Origin of the sequence: Kitasatospora sp. NPDC058243 (assembly GCF_042882025.1) — a bacterium.
Classification (GTDB): Bacteria; Actinomycetota; Actinomycetes; order Streptomycetales; family Streptomycetaceae; genus Kitasatospora.
Genome location: NZ_JBHVWW010000113.1, coordinates 1 through 15,187 on the forward strand (window position 1 = coordinate 1; position 15,187 = coordinate 15,187).

16 protein-coding genes are annotated in these 15,187 nt (G+C 72.8%); 8 read left to right on the forward strand and 8 right to left on the reverse strand.

Annotated features, from left to right (window positions below; translation table 11 throughout):
• Positions 1 to 355 precede the first annotated feature (355 nt).
• Together ACFVX9_RS38500 and ACFVX9_RS38505 are read right to left on the reverse strand one after the other, a co-directional pair.
• The gene (locus ACFVX9_RS38500; protein WP_063348361.1) at positions 356 to 1,306 is read right to left on the reverse strand and encodes a pirin family protein; all 951 of its coding nucleotides are present in this window, start codon (positions 1,304 to 1,306) and stop codon (positions 356 to 358) included.
• A 126-nt stretch (positions 1,307 to 1,432) separates the two neighbouring features.
• Positions 1,433 to 1,936 carry an SseB family protein gene (locus ACFVX9_RS38505; RefSeq protein WP_063348360.1) on the reverse strand — a complete coding sequence of 168 codons (504 nt, stop codon included), beginning with the start codon at positions 1,934 to 1,936 and terminating at the stop codon, positions 1,433 to 1,435.
• Positions 1,937 to 2,150: 214 nt separating this feature from the next.
• On the opposite strand from ACFVX9_RS38505, the gene ACFVX9_RS38510 reads away from it, so the two are divergent.
• Entirely contained in the window at positions 2,151 to 3,980 is a 1,830-nt protein-coding gene (locus ACFVX9_RS38510) for an acyl-CoA dehydrogenase (protein WP_063348359.1), read from the forward strand.
• A 492-nt stretch (positions 3,981 to 4,472) separates the two neighbouring features.
• Positions 4,473 to 5,783: a M18 family aminopeptidase gene (locus ACFVX9_RS38515; RefSeq protein ID WP_063348358.1), complete on the forward strand. Its 1,311-nt coding sequence runs from the start codon at positions 4,473 to 4,475 to the stop codon at positions 5,781 to 5,783.
• An 88-nt stretch (positions 5,784 to 5,871) separates the two neighbouring features.
• Here the strand turns inward: ACFVX9_RS38515 and ACFVX9_RS38520 are convergent, their stop codons facing one another.
• Positions 5,872 to 7,701, reverse strand: coding sequence for an NHL domain-containing thioredoxin family protein (locus tag ACFVX9_RS38520; RefSeq protein WP_387986818.1), 1,830 nt, complete (start codon positions 7,699 to 7,701; stop codon positions 5,872 to 5,874).
• Positions 7,702 to 7,819: 118 nt separating this feature from the next.
• On the opposite strand from ACFVX9_RS38520, the gene ACFVX9_RS38525 reads away from it, so the two are divergent.
• Positions 7,820 to 8,074, forward strand: a complete 255-nt coding sequence (locus ACFVX9_RS38525; protein WP_387986821.1) for a hypothetical protein — start codon at positions 7,820 to 7,822, stop codon at positions 8,072 to 8,074.
• Positions 8,075 to 8,090: 16 nt separating this feature from the next.
• On the opposite strand, the gene ACFVX9_RS38530 is transcribed toward ACFVX9_RS38525, so the two are convergent.
• A complete protein-coding gene (locus ACFVX9_RS38530; RefSeq protein ID WP_387986824.1) occupies positions 8,091 to 8,600 on the reverse strand; it encodes a GNAT family N-acetyltransferase in 510 nt (169 codons plus the stop codon).
• Between the two features lie 91 nt (positions 8,601 to 8,691).
• On the opposite strand from ACFVX9_RS38530, the gene ACFVX9_RS38535 reads away from it, so the two are divergent.
• The 3 genes from ACFVX9_RS38535 (at position 8,692) to ACFVX9_RS38545 (ending at position 10,458) form a co-directional block, all read left to right on the forward strand.
• Positions 8,692 to 9,180, forward strand: coding sequence for an LURP-one-related/scramblase family protein (locus ACFVX9_RS38535; protein ID WP_063348353.1), 489 nt, complete (start codon positions 8,692 to 8,694; stop codon positions 9,178 to 9,180).
• Positions 9,181 to 9,301: 121 nt separating this feature from the next.
• Positions 9,302 to 9,724 (forward strand): DUF350 domain-containing protein, encoded by a 423-nt coding sequence (locus ACFVX9_RS38540; RefSeq protein WP_363581436.1) that lies wholly within the window; start codon positions 9,302 to 9,304, stop codon positions 9,722 to 9,724.
• Positions 9,725 to 9,888: 164 nt separating this feature from the next.
• On the forward strand, positions 9,889 to 10,458 hold the full coding sequence (locus ACFVX9_RS38545) for a GNAT family N-acetyltransferase (RefSeq protein WP_380482393.1): 570 nt from the start codon (positions 9,889 to 9,891) through the stop codon (positions 10,456 to 10,458).
• A 177-nt stretch (positions 10,459 to 10,635) separates the two neighbouring features.
• On the opposite strand, the gene ACFVX9_RS38550 is transcribed toward ACFVX9_RS38545, so the two are convergent.
• Genes ACFVX9_RS38550 through ACFVX9_RS38560 form a run of 3 tightly spaced genes read right to left on the reverse strand, consistent with a single transcriptional unit; the run spans position 10,636 to position 12,334 of the window.
• Positions 10,636 to 10,947 carry a hypothetical protein gene (locus tag ACFVX9_RS38550; protein WP_380482391.1) on the reverse strand — a complete coding sequence of 104 codons (312 nt, stop codon included), beginning with the start codon at positions 10,945 to 10,947 and terminating at the stop codon, positions 10,636 to 10,638.
• A complete protein-coding gene (locus ACFVX9_RS38555; RefSeq protein ID WP_387986830.1) occupies positions 10,944 to 11,219 on the reverse strand; it encodes a type II toxin-antitoxin system Phd/YefM family antitoxin in 276 nt (91 codons plus the stop codon). The genes ACFVX9_RS38550 and ACFVX9_RS38555 overlap by 4 nt, the downstream gene beginning before the upstream one ends.
• A gap of 59 nt (positions 11,220 to 11,278) precedes the next feature.
• Positions 11,279 to 12,334 carry an aldo/keto reductase gene (locus ACFVX9_RS38560; RefSeq protein WP_387986833.1) on the reverse strand — a complete coding sequence of 352 codons (1,056 nt, stop codon included), beginning with the start codon at positions 12,332 to 12,334 and terminating at the stop codon, positions 11,279 to 11,281.
• 225 nt (positions 12,335 to 12,559) lie between these two features.
• Between ACFVX9_RS38560 and ACFVX9_RS38565 the strand changes: the two genes are divergently transcribed.
• Complete coding sequence (locus ACFVX9_RS38565) at positions 12,560 to 13,558, forward strand: NAD(P)/FAD-dependent oxidoreductase (RefSeq protein WP_380373533.1); 999 nt, start codon at positions 12,560 to 12,562, stop codon at positions 13,556 to 13,558.
• Between the two features lie 140 nt (positions 13,559 to 13,698).
• Positions 13,699 to 14,601: a class I SAM-dependent methyltransferase gene (locus ACFVX9_RS38570; RefSeq protein WP_387986838.1), complete on the forward strand. Its 903-nt coding sequence runs from the start codon at positions 13,699 to 13,701 to the stop codon at positions 14,599 to 14,601.
• A gap of 66 nt (positions 14,602 to 14,667) precedes the next feature.
• Here ACFVX9_RS38570 and ACFVX9_RS38575 read toward each other — a convergent pair whose 3' ends face one another.
• Positions 14,668 to 14,979 (reverse strand): helix-turn-helix transcriptional regulator, encoded by a 312-nt coding sequence (locus ACFVX9_RS38575; protein ID WP_063348348.1) that lies wholly within the window; start codon positions 14,977 to 14,979, stop codon positions 14,668 to 14,670.
• Positions 14,980 to 15,187: the final 208 nt, after the last annotated feature.

Here is a 15,187-nt window from a genome sequence, read left to right on the forward strand (position 1 = left end):
CGATCCGACAACCGCTCACCCGCACACGACTTGACCTGCCCCACCCTCGCCACACCACAACCAACGAGACAGACACACCAAAGTCACTGGCATTGGCTCTAGGTCCGGTCCGGCCGATCTTGCCGGGCCCGCGACGCTGGGCATCCCGCCTGGACGCACGCCCGAATCGCCCAAGTACGTCCAGTACGAGGGCGATCCGGGCGCACGCCCAGCCGGGCGCCCAACGCCGCGGGCTGATCCGCCAAGATCGACCGGACCGGACCTGGCGCGTAGACGGCCGAGGCGCCCGGGGCGGTGCCGTCACCGGGATGGTGCCGTCGCCCGGGGCGGTGTGGTCACCGCCGGGGTGGTGCCGTCAGTCGATCGGGTGGCCGAACCGGCCGGACTGGAAGTCCCGCATGGCCTGCTCCAGTTCGCGGTGGCTGTTCATCACGAACGGCCCGTACCAGGCGACCGGTTCGCGGATCGGCTGCCCGCCGAGCAGGATCACGTCCAGGTTGGGGTGGCGGGAGTCCTGCTTGGTGTCGGCGGTGATGGTGATGGTGTCGCCCTCGCCGAACACGGCCGCCTGCCCGGTGTGGATCGGGCGGCCCTCGGCGCCTACGGTGCCGTCGCCGTTGAGGACGTAGGCGAGCGCGTTGAAGTCCGGCCGCCACGGCAGGGTGACCTGCGCGCCCGGGGTGATGCTGGCGTGCAGGAGGGTTATCGGGGTGTGGGTGACGCCCGGGCCCCGGTGGCCGTCCAGCTCGCCCGCGATGAGCCGCAGGATCGCGCCGCCGTCCGGGGTGGAGAGCAGCTTGACGTGGCCGCCGTGGATGTCCTGGTAGCGCGGGGCGGCCATCTTGTCGGAGGCCGGGAGGTTGACCCACAGCTGGATGCCGTGGAACAGGCCGCCGGTGGCCACCAGCGACTCCGGCGGCGTCTCGATGTGCAGGATGCCCGAGCCGGCCGTCATCCACTGGGTGTCGCCGCCGCCGAGGTGGCCGCCGCCGCCGTGCGAGTCCTTGTGGATGAACTCGCCGTCGATCAGGTAGGTGACCGTCTCGAAGCCGCGGTGCGGGTGCCAGGGCGTGCCCTTGGGCTCGCCGGCGGCGTACTCCACCTCGCCCATCTGGTCCATCATGATGAACGGGTCGAGGTGCTTGGTGTTGATCTTGGCGAAGGCGCGGCGGACGGGGAAGCCCTCGCCTTCGAAGCCCTCGGGTGCGGTCGCGATGGTGAGGACCGGCCGGGCGCTGGTGGCGGCGGGGTCGGGGGTGGCGACGCGCGGCAGGGTCAGCGGGTTGTCGACGGTCACGGCGGGCATGTCGGCCTCCTTCGGGGGGTTCCTCTGGCCTACGTCCACGAGGTTAGTTCAATTCTCAACAACAAGCAAGTTGAAAGTTGAACCATATGGTGACGAAGGAGCGCGGGGCTCCTCCTCCAGGATGGGTCAGCCGTACATGCGGCGCATGGTGAAGTCGACCATCTGCTCGACCGCCTTGGCGTCGAACACCATCCGGTGCTCGCCCTCCATGTCCAGCGCGAAGCCGTAGCCGGTCGGCAGCAGGTCCAGGACCTCGGCGCCGGTGACGGTGAAGTGCTTGGAGTCCTTGCCGGCGTAGCGGCGCAGCTCCTTCAGCGAGCTGAACATCGGGATCACCGGCGTCGGCGTGTTGTGCAGCGCCAGGAAGCCGGGCCGCTCGCCGCGAGGGCAGTGCACCTTCGAGGTGATGAAGATGGCCTGGAAGTCCTCGACCGCCATCGAGCCCGTGGTGAACGCCCGGACGGCGTCCGCCAGCGACGGCGGGGAGGGCTCGGGGTAGAGGGACTGCTGGGACGCCTGCGACTGCGCGCCGTAGGCGTCGGGGCCGGGCATGCCGTTCATGCCCGGCTGCGGACCCGCCTGCTGCTGGTAGGGGTCGCCCGGGTATGCGTTCTGGTCATATCCGTACACACGGACAGGCTATCGGGAGCGCACCCGCCCGTGCGGGCGTCGATCCTGACAAGGACTGGTCGTCCCGCCTTGTGGGACGTGACCACGTTCATAGCGGATTCACCGCCAGGGGCTTGCCCAAGTTACCGCTGGGTAGCATCATGATGCGTACTGGTGGGTACGGGGCGCCCGAACGCGGCGGTCTCCCGGAAGCGACGAACCGGAGAAAACGGCCATGGGTCACTACAAGTCCAACCTGCGGGACGTGGAGTTCAACCTCTTCGAGGTGTTCGGTCGCGAGCAGGTCTACGGCTCCGGACCGTTCGCGGACATGGACGTCGAGACCGCGAAGAACATCCTGAGCGAGATCTCGCGCCTCGCCGAGAACGACCTCGCCGCGTCCTTCGTCGACAGCGACCGCAACCCGCCGGTCTTCGACCCCGAGACCAACACCGCGCCGGTCCCGGCCACCTTCAAGAAGAGCTACCAGACCTACATGGACGCCGAGTGGTGGCGTCTGGGCATCCCGGAGGCGATCGGCGGCCAGGTCACCCCGTCCTCCCTGATCTGGGCCTACGCCGAGCAGGTCCTGGGCTCCAACCCGGCCATCTGGATGTACTCCTCCGGCCCCGCCTTCGCCGGCGTCGTCCACGACGAGGGCACCGAGGAGCAGAAGAAGGTCGCCCAGCGGATGACCGACCGCCTCTGGGGCGCCACCATGGTCCTCACCGAGCCCGACGCGGGCTCGGACGTGGGCGCCGGCCGCACCAAGGCGATCAAGCAGGAGGACGGCTCCTGGCACATCGAGGGTGTGAAGCGCTTCATCACCTCGGGCGAGCACGACATGTCCGAGAACATCATCCACCTGGTGCTGGCCCGCCCCGAGGGCGGCAAGCCCGGCACCAAGGGCCTGGGCCTGTACATCGTCCCCAAGTTCGACTTCGACTGGGAGACCGGCGAGCTGGGCGAGCGCAACGGCGCCTACGCCACCAACGTCGAGCACAAGATGGGCCTCAAGGCCTCGAACACCTGCGAGATGACCTTCGGTGCCAAGCACCCGGCCAAGGGCTGGCTGCTCGGCGAGAAGGTCGACGGCATCCGCCAGATGTTCAAGATCATCGAGTTCGCCCGGATGATGGTCGGCACGAAGGCCATCGCCACCCTCTCCACCGGCTACCTGAACGCCCTGGAGTACGCCAAGGAGCGCGTGCAGGGCGCCGACATCTCGCAGTTCCTGGACAAGACCGCCCCGCGCGTCACCATCACCCACCACCCGGACGTGCGCCGCTCGCTGCTCACCCAGAAGGCCTACGCCGAGGGCATGCGCGCGCTGGTCCTGTTCACCGCGTCCGTCCAGGACGACATGGTGGCCGCCGGCCTGCGCGGCGAGCGCGACGAGGCCGCCGAGCGCCTCAACGACCTGCTGCTGCCGATCGTCAAGGGCTACGGCTCCGAGAAGTCCTACGAGCAGCTCGCCCAGTCCCTGCAGACCTTCGGTGGCTCCGGCTACCTGCAGGAGTACCCGATCGAGCAGTACATCCGGGACGCCAAGATCGACACCCTCTACGAGGGCACCACCGCGATCCAGGGCCAGGACTTCTTCTTCCGCAAGATCGTCAAGGACGGCGGCCAGGCGCTCACCGCGCTGTCCGAGCAGATCCAGAAGTTCCTCGGCGCGGCCGAGGGCGGCGACGCCCTGGCCGCCGAGCGCGAGCTGCTCGCCAAGGCCGTCGGCGACCTGGACGCCATCGTGGGCAAGCTGCTGGCCGACCTCACCTCGGTCGAGCAGGACGTCAAGAACATGTACAAGGTGGGCCTCAACACCACCCGCCTGCTGCTCGTCTCCGGCGACGTCGTCGTCGGCTGGCTGCTGCTGCGTCAGGCCGCGGTGGCCCTGGCCAAGCTGGAGGCCGGCGCCTCGGAGAAGGACGTCCCGTTCTACCAGGGCAAGGTCGCGGCGGCCCGCTTCTTCGCCAAGAACGTCCTGCCGACCGTCGCCCCGCAGCGGCTGATCGCCGAGGGCATCGACAACGAGATCATGGACCTGGCGGAGGAGGCCTTCTGAGGCCCTCGCCCCACCCGTCACCCGCCGCCGCGCCCCAGGGGCGCCGCGAGGGGCGTGACACCTCTCCGACCGTCTGACACCACCCTCACGCCGAAGGGCCCGGCTCCCGCCGGGCCCTTCGGCGTTGCCGCCCGTTCGCCGCCCGTTCGCCGCCCCGTTCGCCGCCCCGCACGCTGTCCGTTCGCGGTCCCGCACGCTGTCCGTTCGTGGTCCCGCGCGCTGCCCGTTCGCCGCCCCGCACCCGTCGCCGAGTTCGCCCGTTTCGCACCTGTTGCGCGGGGCCGGCGGCACGGTGCCGGGCGTGGCGATGACCGTCCGCGACCGGGGTGGATCTCTGGGTGTACGGAGTTCGGCACGGCGTCACTTCACGGTTGTGTCCTCGTTCTGCATCCGTTGGGAGGTTCCGAATTCCCTGTCCGTGTACGGGCATATGCTCAAGGTGCGAAGCCGACTCCCCATCCGGCTTCAGCCCTCCCTCGACTCAGGAGCAGTATGTCGACCGCCGCCGCCCGCCAGGCATTCTTCGACCGGACGCACAGCGACGATCTGATCGCGTTCCTCGGCACCTCGCCGTCCCCGTACCACGCGGTCGCGAGCGCCGCCGAGCGGCTGGAGAAGGCAGGCTTCCGGCAGGTCGCCGAGACCGACGTCTGGGACGGCGCCGCCGGCGGCCGTTACCTGATCCGGGGCGGCGCCCTGATCGCCTGGTACCTGCCGGAGAGCGCCCGCCCCGAGACCCCGTTCCGGGTGGTCGGCACCCACACCGACTCGCCGAACCTGCGGGTCAAGCCGGTGCCGGACACCGGCTCGGCCGGCTGGCGCCAGGTCGCCGTGGAGATCTACGGCGGTGTCCCGCTGAACACCTGGCTGGACCGTGACCTCGGGCTCTCCGGCCGCCTCGCGCTGAAGGACGGCAGCTCGCGGCTCGTCCAGCTGGACGAGCCGCTGCTGCGGGTGCCGCAGCTCGCGATCCACCTGGACCGCCAGGTCAACGACGGCATGAAGCTCGACAAGCAGCGCCACCTCACCCCGATCTGGGGCCTCGGCCCGGTCGACGAGGGCTCGCTGATCTCCTACGTCGCCGAGCGCGCCGGCGTGGACGCCGCCGACGTGGCGGGCTGGGACCTGATGACGCACGACGTCCAGCCGGCCGCCTACCTGGGCCGCGACCGCGAGCTGCTGGCCGGCCCGCGCCTGGACAACCTGCTGTCCGTCCACGCCGCCACCGCCGCGCTGGCCGCCGTCGCCTCCGCCGAGGGCGCCGCCGACCTGCCGTACATCCCGGTGCTGGCCGCCTTCGACCACGAGGAGACCGGCAGCGAGTCGGACACCGGCGCGCAGAGCCCGCTGCTCGGCAACGTCCTCGACCGCACCGTCCACGCGCGCGGCGGCACCCCGGAGGACCGCGCCCGGGCGCTCGCCGGGACGATCTGCCTCTCCTCCGACATGGGCCACGCCGTCCACCCGAATTACGCCGAGCGGCACGAGCCGGGCCACCACCCGCTGCCGAACGGCGGGCCGATCCTCAAGGTCAACGTCAACAACCGCTACGCGACCGACGGCGTCGGCCGGGCGGTGTTCGCGGCCGCCTGCGAGAAGGCCGGCGTGCCGTGGCAGTCCTTCGTGTCCAACAACGCGATGCCCTGCGGCACCACCATCGGCCCGATCACCGCGGCGCGCCTCGGCATCAAGACGGTGGACTGCGGCATCGCGGCGCTGTCCATGCACTCGGCGCGCGAACTGTGCGGCGCCGAGGACCCGTACCTGCTGGCCAGCGCGATCAAGGCGTTCCTGGAGGGCTGATCCCGGGCTGATCCCCCCTCAACGGCGAAGGGGCCCGGCGGAGTACGCTCCGCCGGGCCCCTTCCGCACTGGACGGGCCACTCCAGGGCTACTCCAGGCCGGCGAGCACCAGCGGCAGCCGGCGCGCGCCGTCGGCGACCAGCTTCACCGGCACGCCCCAGTCCTGCTGGTGCACGTGGCAGGCCGGGAACTCGATCTCCGGATCGTCGTCGCAGGACGCGGCCATCGCCGAGACGTGCAGCACGCCCTCGGCGACCTCCTCGGAGAGGACCAGCTCGCGCGACAGGTCGCTGTCCGCGCCCGCGCCGGAGACCAGCAGCTCGGGCGGGGTCGCGCTGACCAGCAGCCGGGTGGACGGGCCGTACCGCTCGTCCAGCTTCTGGCCGCTCGGCGCCGAGAACACCACGTCCAGCCGGAACGCGCCCGGCGCGACCTCGGTGGCCGCCCGCCGGGTGCGGTGCGCGACCGACTCGACCCGCACAGCCTCCTCCGGCAGCCGCAGCCTGGTCAGCCGGTGCCGGGCCGACTCGACCACCACGATGTCCCCGTCCACCAGGACCGCGCCGGACGGCTCGCGCAGGTCGGTGGCCAGCGTGGTGACCTCGCCGCTCGCCGGGTCGAAACGGCGCAGCGCGTGGTTGTAGGTGTCGCTGATCGCCACCGAGCCGTCCGGCAGCACGGTGACGCCCAGCGGGTGCTGGAGCAGCGCCTGCGCGGCCGCGCCGTCCCGGTGGCCGAAGTCGAAGAGGCCGGTGCCGACGGCGGTGTGGACCGTCCCGGTTTCACGTGCCCCCTCCGATCGACTGAGCCAACGGATCGACGAGGTCTCCGAGTCGGCCACCCACAGCCGCTCGCCGTCCGCCGAGACCGCCAGACCGGACGGCTGGGCGAACCAGGCCTCGCCGACGGGCCCGTCCACCAGGCCCTCGTTGGTGGTGCCGCCCGCGACGCCGACCGTGCCGGCGGCCGGGTCGTACGCCCACAGCTGGTGCACGCCGGCCATCGCGATCCACACCCGGCCGTCGAACCAGGCGACGTCCCACGGCGAGGAGAGGTCCACCTCGCGGGCCGGGCCCTCGGTCGCCGAACCCTGCCACCACTGGCGGCCGGTGCCCGCCAGCGTGGTCACGGAGCCGTCCGCCAGCCGCACCCCGCGCAGCGCGTGGTTGACGGTGTCGGCCACGATCACGTCGAAGTCCGAGCCCTCCGGCAGCAGCGCCAGCCCCTGCGGCTCGCTGAACCGGGGGCTGGTGCCGTCCACCAGACCGCGCTGCCCGTCGCCGATCCGGCGGACCACCGTCTCGCCGTCCTCGGCCAGCTCCACCAGGGAGTGGTGGCCGGAGTCGGCGACCAGGAAGTGCCCGCCGGGCAGCCGGACCGCCTTGCCCGGGAACTTGAGATCCCCCGCGGTCGGCTCCGGCGCCACGTACGGGCCGTCGCCCCGGCGCAGCGTGCCCTTCGCCGCGTGCTCGGCCTCCAACTCCTCCACCAGCCGCGCGATCGCGTGCGCGTGGCCCTCGCCCGCGTGCTGGGCGACCACGTACCCCTCCGGGTCGATCACCACCAGCGTCGGCCAGGCCCGCACGGCGTACTGCTTCCACGTCGCCAGCGCCGGATCGTCCAGCACCGGGTGGTGCACCTCGTACCGGGCGACCGCGTCCACCACGGCCTGGTGGTCCGCCTCGTGCACGAACTTCGGCGAGTGCACCCCGACGATCACCACGGTGTCCCGGTGCTTCTCCTCCAACTCCCGCAGCTCGTCCAGGACGTGCAGACAGTTGACACAGCAGAACGTCCAGAAGTCCAGGATGGTGATCTTGCCCCGGAAGTCGGCGAGCGTCAGCTCCTTGCCACCGGTGTTCAGCCAACCGCCTGCCCCGACCAGCTCGGGGGCGCGTACACGTGCACGAGATGCCATGTCTGTATCCAACCGCATCGTGGTCGGGCGGCATTCCGGGGCGGTGGTCGTGGTCGTGGTCGGGGGCGGCGGGCGTGTCGGTGGGGTGGGGGGTGGGGTTCGTGCTGTCGTTGTCCGCATGATCACCTCGCCCCTGCTCCGGTCGGCCCTGACGGTCGCGACCGCTGTCCTGCTCGCCACCGGTGCCGGCGCCGCCTCGGCGGCCGCCGCCCGGCCCGTTCTGCGTGACGTCACCGCGGAGCAGTGCCAGGACGCCGGGGGGTGGGTGGAGGGGTCCGGGTACTGCGTGGGGGCCGAGGGCGACGACTACTGGGGGCAGCCGATCGACGGGCAGGCCGTCAACCCGCATCCGGCGCCGGGCGAGGAGGACTGAGAGCGTCAGGTCCGGGTCAGGGCCGGGGGAGCTCCGCCTGCCAGCGGGTCTCGCCGTCCTGCTGCTCGTCGGTGGGGGTGAGGCCGAGGGCCCGGGCGACGGCGGCGGAGGCGTGGTGGTCGGGGTGGATGTGGGCGGTGACGGTGCTGACGCCGGCGGCGGCGAGGTGGGAGAGCAGGGCGCGGGCGGCCTCGGTGGCCAGGCCGCGGCCCTGCCAGGGGGTGCCGACGACCCAGGCGAGATCGGCGGCCCCGGGGCTGACGGTGGTCTGGACGTAGCCGGTGAGGCTGCCGTCGGCGCGCAGGCGCAGCGCCCAGTTGCCCCAGGTCTCGGCGGGGTCGGGGGAGCCGGCGGCGAGCCGGGCGTAGCGCACGCGCAGGTCGTCGGCGGTGGCCGGGGAGCCGCCGGTGAAGGCGTGCAGGGCGGGGTCGGCGAGGGCGGCGGCCAGCTCCTCGGCGTGCTCGGGGCCGATCGGGAGGAGGTCGAGGCGCTCGCTGTGCAGCGGGGCGGCGGGGTCGGGATGCATGCCGCCATTGAACGCCCGTGTGTGGCGGTGCTTCCCGGCGGGTGGGGGGATCGGGTCGAATGGGGGTCACGTCGACACGGAGGAGGCCGCTGTGCGGTACCTGGTCAGGGAGAAGCTGTTCGCAGTCGGAGACGACTACTGGATCGAGGACGACCGGGGCCACAAGGCGTACCTGGTGGACGGCAAGGTGCTGCGGCTGCGGCACACCTTCGAGCTGAAGGACGCGCACGGGCGGGTGGTCGCGGTGGTGAAGGAGAAGGCGTTCACCGTCCGCGACGCGATGAAGATCGAGGACGCCGACGGCGAGGTGATCGCGACCGTCCGGGAGAAGCTGTTCACCCCGTTCCGTGACAAGTACCTGGTGGAGCTGGCCTCCGGCGGCGAGCTGAAGATCCACGGCGACCTGATCGACAAGGACTACCGGATCGAGAACCACCACGGCGACGACCTCGCCCGGATCTCCCGCAAGTGGTTCCGGATCCGGGACACCTACGGCGTGGAGATCGCCGACGGCGCCGACACCGGTCTGCTGCTCGCGATCGCCGCCTGCGTCGACCACCTGGTGCACGAGGAACACTGACCCGACTGACACCAGGGGGCTCCGCTTCCCCGGTCCGCCGCCCGCCCCGGTGGGGTATCTTTTGCCAACCCTTGACCAGGCCGGTCGGGGATCGGCGAGCGGACCGGGGGCTGGGACCACGATGAACGACATCCTGCACGGGCTCGGCGCGGCGGCCGCCTACGGAGCCCTCGGGGTGGTGCTGCTGCTCCTCGGCGTCGGACTGGTGGACCTGTTGACGCCCGGCAGGCTCGGCCACCAGATCTGGGTCGAGCGCAACCGCAACGCCGCCGTGCTGCTCAGCTCCGCGCTGCTCGGCATCGGCGGCATCGTCTTCACCGCGATCATGTACACCTACGCGGACTTCGCCAAGGGCCTGGTCTCGACCGCCTGCTACGGCCTGCTCGGGCTGGTGCTGATGGCCGTCGCCTTCTGGGCGGTGGACCTGCTGACGCCCGGCAGGCTCGGCGCGATCCTGGTCGAGCCGGAGCCGCACCCGGCGGTCTGGGTCTCGGCCAGCTGCAACATCGCGGTCGCGGCGGTGGTGTCGGCCGCGATCGCCTGACGGCCCGCCCGTGCGCCCGGGAGCGCCCGGCCGCACGTTCGGCTGATGGAGCGTCGGCCGACGGGCGGCGGTGGCGTCGTCGGTGGCGTCGTCGGTGGCGAGGAGGATCCGACCGGGGTCGCCGACCTGCTGCGGCGGTGGGGCCCGGCCGGTAACGTACCGGCATGGCTGACCTTGAAGAACGCGCCAACGTCGTCGCGTCCGGCTCGCGGCAGGCCGGGGCAGGGGTGTCCGTCCGACGGCGCCGCGTCACCGACCTCGCCGACTGCGTCCGGGTGCTCGGCGACGTCCACACCACTGACGGCTACCCCGCCGACTGGCCCGACCGCCCCGCCGCCTGGCTCACCCCCGGGGGCCTGCTCGCCGCCTGGGTCGCCGAACTGGACGGCCGCCCGGTCGGCCACGTGGGCCTCTCCCGCAGTGCCCCCGGCGACGTCGCCCCCGGCCTGTGGAGCCGCCGCACCGGCGGCCGCCCGGAACTCACCGCCGTGATCGGCCGGCTCTACGTCGCCCCCACGGCGCGCGGCCACCGGATCGGCGCGCAGCTGGCGGCGGCCGCCGTGGCGCACGCGCGGGCGCTCGGCCTCCACCCCGTCCTCGACGTCCTCGCCACCGCGGCCCCGGCGAACGCCTGCTACCGCCGCCTCGGCTGGACCTGGCTCGGCAGCGGCGAACAGCAGTGGGCCGCCGACCGCACGGTCGTGGTCCACTGCTTCGCCGCCCCGAGGGAGTAGCCGGCCTCCCGCGGCGCGGCCGGTGGTGGCGATCCGTCCGGAAGTGGCGACGGCGCCGCTGGAGCGGGGCCGTTCGTCACACGGGGATGACGTCGACGCCCTGCTCCAGGCCGACGAAGTCGCCCGCGTTCCGCGTGTAGAGCGGCAGGCCGTGGGCGGCCGCCGTCGCCGCGGTCATCAGGTCCATGCGGCGGGGGCGGGGGTCCCGCTTGGCCTGGATCGTGAGGGCGGCCAGGGGGCCGAACCGCCGAACCGCCGAGCCGCCTCGCGGTCGAAGGGGAGAGTGGCGAACTCCGCCTCCACGTCCGCGAGTCGCTGGGCCCTGGCCATCATCTGCACCGGGTCCTTGGCCATGGCGACGCCCTGGGCGAGTTCGGGCAGCACGATGGACGACAGTGCGGCATCGGCTGGCAGGAGCTGTGGATCGATCTGCGGCAGATCGATCACGACGCAGGTGTCGAGCAGTCCGCGTTGGTGTCGCTCGGTCACCTCCGCTCCCACGGGTCGGCGCCGCCGATCCGGGCCTCATCGCCGTAGAAGGCGTCGGCTTCCGCGCGCATCCGCGCCGCGTCGACCGTCGGCGCGTTCCGCCACTTCCGCTGGAGTTCCTCGACGGGGACGAATCGGCGGCGACCGCTGATCGGCCGGACTTCGGCGATCTCGGTGCCGTTGCGGGTGATGTGGTAGATCTCGCCGGCTTCGACATCGTCGAGCACGGCCTTGGACCGCGCTGCGAGTTCGCGCTGCGTGATGGTCTTCATGGGGCCAGTGTGTCGCGCCGTAATGCGCCGTGTCGCACTGGCATGGGCGGCCGGCTCGGCTATCCCGCCGGGCGGTCCGTGGTGGGGCGGCGGCGGAGGGCGGGGGTGGTGACGGACGGGGGCTGCCAGACGCCGTCGGGGTGGTAGACGTTGGTGCCGGGCGGGACGATGGCGTCGATGCGGTCCAGCGTGGCGTCGTCGAGGACCAGGTCGGCGCCCTTGAGGGCCGCCTCCAGCTGGTCGTGGGTGCGCGGGCCGAGGATCACCGAGGTGACGGCGGGGTGCGCCAGCGGGAAGGCCACGGCCAGTTCGGGCAGGGTGCGGCCGAGGTCCCCGGCGAGGGCGGTGAAGGCCTCGACGGCCTCCAGCTTGGCCGCGGTGGTGGGCAGCGTCGGGTCGAAGCGGCCCGGGTGGATGGTCGGGCGGCCGGTGGTCAGGTCGGCCGGGCGGCCCTTGCGGTAGCGGCCGGTGAGGAAGCCGGAGGCGAGCGGGCTCCAGGTCAGTGCGCCCATGCCGAGTCGCTGGACGACGGGCAGCACGTCGCGCTCCACGCCGCGGGCGAGCAGCGAGTACGGCGGCTGCTCGGTGCGGAAGCGCGGCAGGGCGCGGCGCTCGGCGACGTGGTGCGCGTCGACGATCTGTTCGGCGGGGAAGGTGGAGCAGCCGAAGGCGCGGATCTTGCCGGCCCGGACGAGGTCGCCGAGGACGGACAGGGTCTCCTCGACGTCGGTGGTGTGGTCCGGCCGGTGGATCTGGTAGAGGTCGATCCGGTCGGTGCGCAGCCGGCGCAGGCTGTCCTCGACCGCCCGGAGGATCCAGCGCCGGGAGTTGCCGCCGCGGCCGTGGCCCTCGCCCATCGGGAAGTGCCCCTTGGTGGCGAGCACGATCTCGTCGCGGTCGCCGCGGGCGGCCAGCGTCCTGCCGACGATCTCCTCGGACTCGCCGGCCGAGTACATGTCGGCGGTGTCCACGAAGTTGATGCCGTGGTCGAGCGCGGTGTTGATGATCCGGGCGCAGTCGTCGTGGTCGGGGTTGCCGATGGAGCCGAGCATCATCGTGCCGAGGCAGTAGGTGCTCACTTCGATGCCGGTGCCGCCGAGGACGCGGTAGCGCATGGTGCTGCTCCCCCTGGTGGTGGGTCGGTGGTGCGTCAGAGGCTAGGAGTTGGAGTGCACTCCATGGCAAGGGCCGGTCCGGATCCCCGTCCACTCGGGGAGTCCGGGCCCGTGGCGCGGAGCGGACGGGCGGTGGCCGGGGTGGGCGCGGGCGTTTGCGGAAATGGCAACAAAGCTTGCCGATATGGCTGGTCCGGTCGCAGCCTGGCGGTGGAGGTGAGCGCCATGGGCGACACGATGAGGACGACGGGGCCGACGGCCCCCCGGGACGAGTACGACGCGGTGGTGGTCGGCGCGGGCGCGGCCGGGCTGAGCGCCGCGCTGGTGCTGGGCCGGGCTCGGCGCCGGGTGGCGGTGGTGGACGCGGGCCAGCCGCGCAACGCCCCCGCCGCCCACATGCACGGCTACCTGAGCCGGGACGGCATGCCCCCGGCGGCGCTGCTGGAGGTCGGCCGGGCGGAGGTCGCCGGCTACGGGGTCGACCTGGTCGACGCCCGGGTCGACCACGTCGAGGGCGTCGCGGACGCCGAAGGCGCGGGGACGGGCTTCGCCGTCCACCTGGCGGGCGGCCCCGTGCTGCACGCGCGCCGGGTGGTCGTCGCCACCGGTCTGCGCGACGGGCTCCCGGAGCTCCCGGGCCTGCTCGAACGCTGGGGCCGCGACGTGCTGCACTGCCCGTACTGCCACGGCTACGAGGTCCGCGACCGCCCGCTCGGCGTGCTCGGCACCGGCCCGGGCGCGGTCAACCAGGCGCTGCTGCTCCGGCAGTGGTCCGCAGACGTCGTCCTGATCACGCACACCCTCACGCCGACCGGGGCCGAGCGGGAGCGGCTCGCCGCCCGCGGCGTCCGGGTCGTCGAAGGCCGGATCACCCAGCTGGTGACGGACGCCGACCGGCTGCGCGGCGTGGAACTCGCCGACGGCCGGGTGGTGCCGCGCGAGGCCGTGTTCGTCTTCCCGCAGCCGGTGCCCCGGGACGCGCTGCTGTTCGGCCTGGAATGCGCCCGGGACGAGAACGGCTGGGTCACCACCGACCGGGCCGGCCGCACCAGCGTCCCCGGCGTCTGGGCGGTCGGCAACGTCGCCGACCCGCGGGCCCAGGTCGTCGTCGCCGCCGGGATGGGCGCGGCGGCGGCGTTCGACCTCGACCACGACCTCGTCGCGGAGGAGATCGGACGGGCGGTCGCCGAACACCGCGCGTCCGGCGCCGCCGTTCCCGCCTGAGCGGGGGAAGCTCCCCCCAGCTCCCCGCGGCTCCCCCGGCACCTTCGCCCGGCGTCACCCTTCCGACCGCAGCGCCCTTCCGACCGCAGCACCTTTCCGACCGCAGCACCTTTCCGTCACCCACGATCGGAGAACCCACGATGTCCGAACACCAGCACCAGCACGGCCAGGGGCACCAGCACGGGCACCACCACGGCCACGTCCCCGCCGCCGACTTCGACTGGGACGTCCTCGCCGCCCACCTGGAGCGGGAGGCCGAACTGCGCGCCCCCGCCATCACCGGGGCCGCGCAGTGGCTGCGGTCCCTGCACGGCGAGGCCGGCGGGGTGCGGCGGGTCCTCGACGTCGGCAGCGGGCCCGGGGTGATCGCCGGACTGCTCGCGGACGCCTTCCCCGAGGCCGAGCCGGTCGCCGTCGACCAGTCGGCCGCCCTGCTGGAGCGCGCCCGGGCCCGTTCCGGCGGCCGTCTGAGCACCCAGCAGGCCGACCTGCCCGCCGAGTTCGGCAAGCTCGGCGAGGCCGACCTGATCTGGTCCGGCAACGCGATCCACCACCTCGGCGACCAGCAGGCCGCCCTGACCTCCCTCGCCGCGACGCTCCGGCCCGGCGGCCTGCTGGCCGTCGCCGAACGCGGCCTGCCGCTGCGCTACCTGCCGCGCGACTTCGGTCTCGGCCGGGCCGGCTTCCAGGCCCGGCTCGACGCCGTGCACGAGGACGGCTTCAGTACCATGCGTGCCGAACTGCCCGGCGCCACCGAGGAGGTGGAGGACTGGCCGGCCATGCTCACCCGCACCGGTCTGACCGCCAGCGGCACCCGTACCTTCCTGATCGACCACCCGGCCCCGCTCGCCCGCCCCGCCCGCGAGCACCTCCACACCCAACTCGCCCGTCTGCGCGACCAGCTCGCCGACAACCTCGCCGCCGAGGACCGCAGCACCCTCGACGCCCTCCTCGCCGAGGACACCCCCACCGGCATCCTGAACCGCCCGGACGCCTTCTTCCTCTCGGCCATGACCGTCCACACCGCCCGCAAGGCCGCCTGACGACTGCGGAGCCCGAGCCGGCCGCAGCCGGGGCGGGGGCTCCCCCGCCCCGGCTGCGGCAGAGGCCTACAGGGTGTGACCGAGAGCGGTGATGAGGGCGGCGATGCGGGCCTCGTCGCGGCGGTAGTGGGTCCACTTGCCGATCCGGGTGGCGCGGACGAGGCCGGCGCGCTGGAGTTCGGCGAGGTAGGCGGAGACGGTGGACTGGGCGAGGCCGGCCTTGGCCTGGATGTGGCTGACGCAGACGCCGACCTCGCGCGGGTCGGCGACCGCTTCCTCCAGGGGGAAGTGGCGTTCGGGTTCGCGCAACCATGCCAGCAGTTGCAGGCGCGTCGGGTTGGCGATCGCCCGCAGGGCGGTGACCAGGTCAACATCCATGGCTGGAAGCGTACCGGCGTGTTACGGCAGGGCCTCGGCGAGCCGACGCCGGTCAGTGGGGCAGTGCGGTGCCGTCCGGCGGGGTGCCGATGACCTGGACGAACCATCGGTGACGGGGCATCAGATTCCCTCCGGTGTCGGGAGGGCGGCGGGAGGGCCCTGTAGCCGGCCTTCCTCGCGGGGGTTGCCCTCCTTGTGGCGGACGAGA

Bases quoted from the DNA above. Each gene is read 5' to 3' on its own strand.
- ACFVX9_RS38540 (WP_363581436.1), top strand. From the start codon at position 9,302: ATGAACGACATCCTGCACGGGCTCGGCGCGGCGGCCGCCTACGGAGCC.
- ACFVX9_RS38510 (WP_063348359.1), top strand. From the start codon at position 2,151: ATGGGTCACTACAAGTCCAACCTGCGGGACGTGGAGTTCAACCTCTTC.
- ACFVX9_RS38515 (WP_063348358.1), top strand. From the start codon at position 4,473: ATGTCGACCGCCGCCGCCCGCCAGGCATTCTTCGACCGGACGCACAGC.
- ACFVX9_RS38565 (WP_380373533.1), top strand. From the start codon at position 12,560: ATGGGCGACACGATGAGGACGACGGGGCCGACGGCCCCCCGGGACGAG.
- ACFVX9_RS38570 (WP_387986838.1), top strand. From the start codon at position 13,699: ATGTCCGAACACCAGCACCAGCACGGCCAGGGGCACCAGCACGGGCAC.
- ACFVX9_RS38530 (WP_387986824.1), bottom strand. From the start codon at position 8,600: ATGCATCCCGACCCCGCCGCCCCGCTGCACAGCGAGCGCCTCGACCTC.
- ACFVX9_RS38560 (WP_387986833.1), bottom strand. From the start codon at position 12,334: ATGCGCTACCGCGTCCTCGGCGGCACCGGCATCGAAGTGAGCACCTAC.
- ACFVX9_RS38520 (WP_387986818.1), bottom strand. From the start codon at position 7,701: ATGGCATCTCGTGCACGTGTACGCGCCCCCGAGCTGGTCGGGGCAGGC.
- ACFVX9_RS38555 (WP_387986830.1), bottom strand. From the start codon at position 11,219: ATGAAGACCATCACGCAGCGCGAACTCGCAGCGCGGTCCAAGGCCGTG.
- ACFVX9_RS38545 (WP_380482393.1), top strand. From the start codon at position 9,889: ATGGCTGACCTTGAAGAACGCGCCAACGTCGTCGCGTCCGGCTCGCGG.
- ACFVX9_RS38525 (WP_387986821.1), top strand. From the start codon at position 7,820: ATGATCACCTCGCCCCTGCTCCGGTCGGCCCTGACGGTCGCGACCGCT.
- ACFVX9_RS38500 (WP_063348361.1), bottom strand. From the start codon at position 1,306: ATGCCCGCCGTGACCGTCGACAACCCGCTGACCCTGCCGCGCGTCGCC.
- ACFVX9_RS38575 (WP_063348348.1), bottom strand. From the start codon at position 14,979: ATGGATGTTGACCTGGTCACCGCCCTGCGGGCGATCGCCAACCCGACG.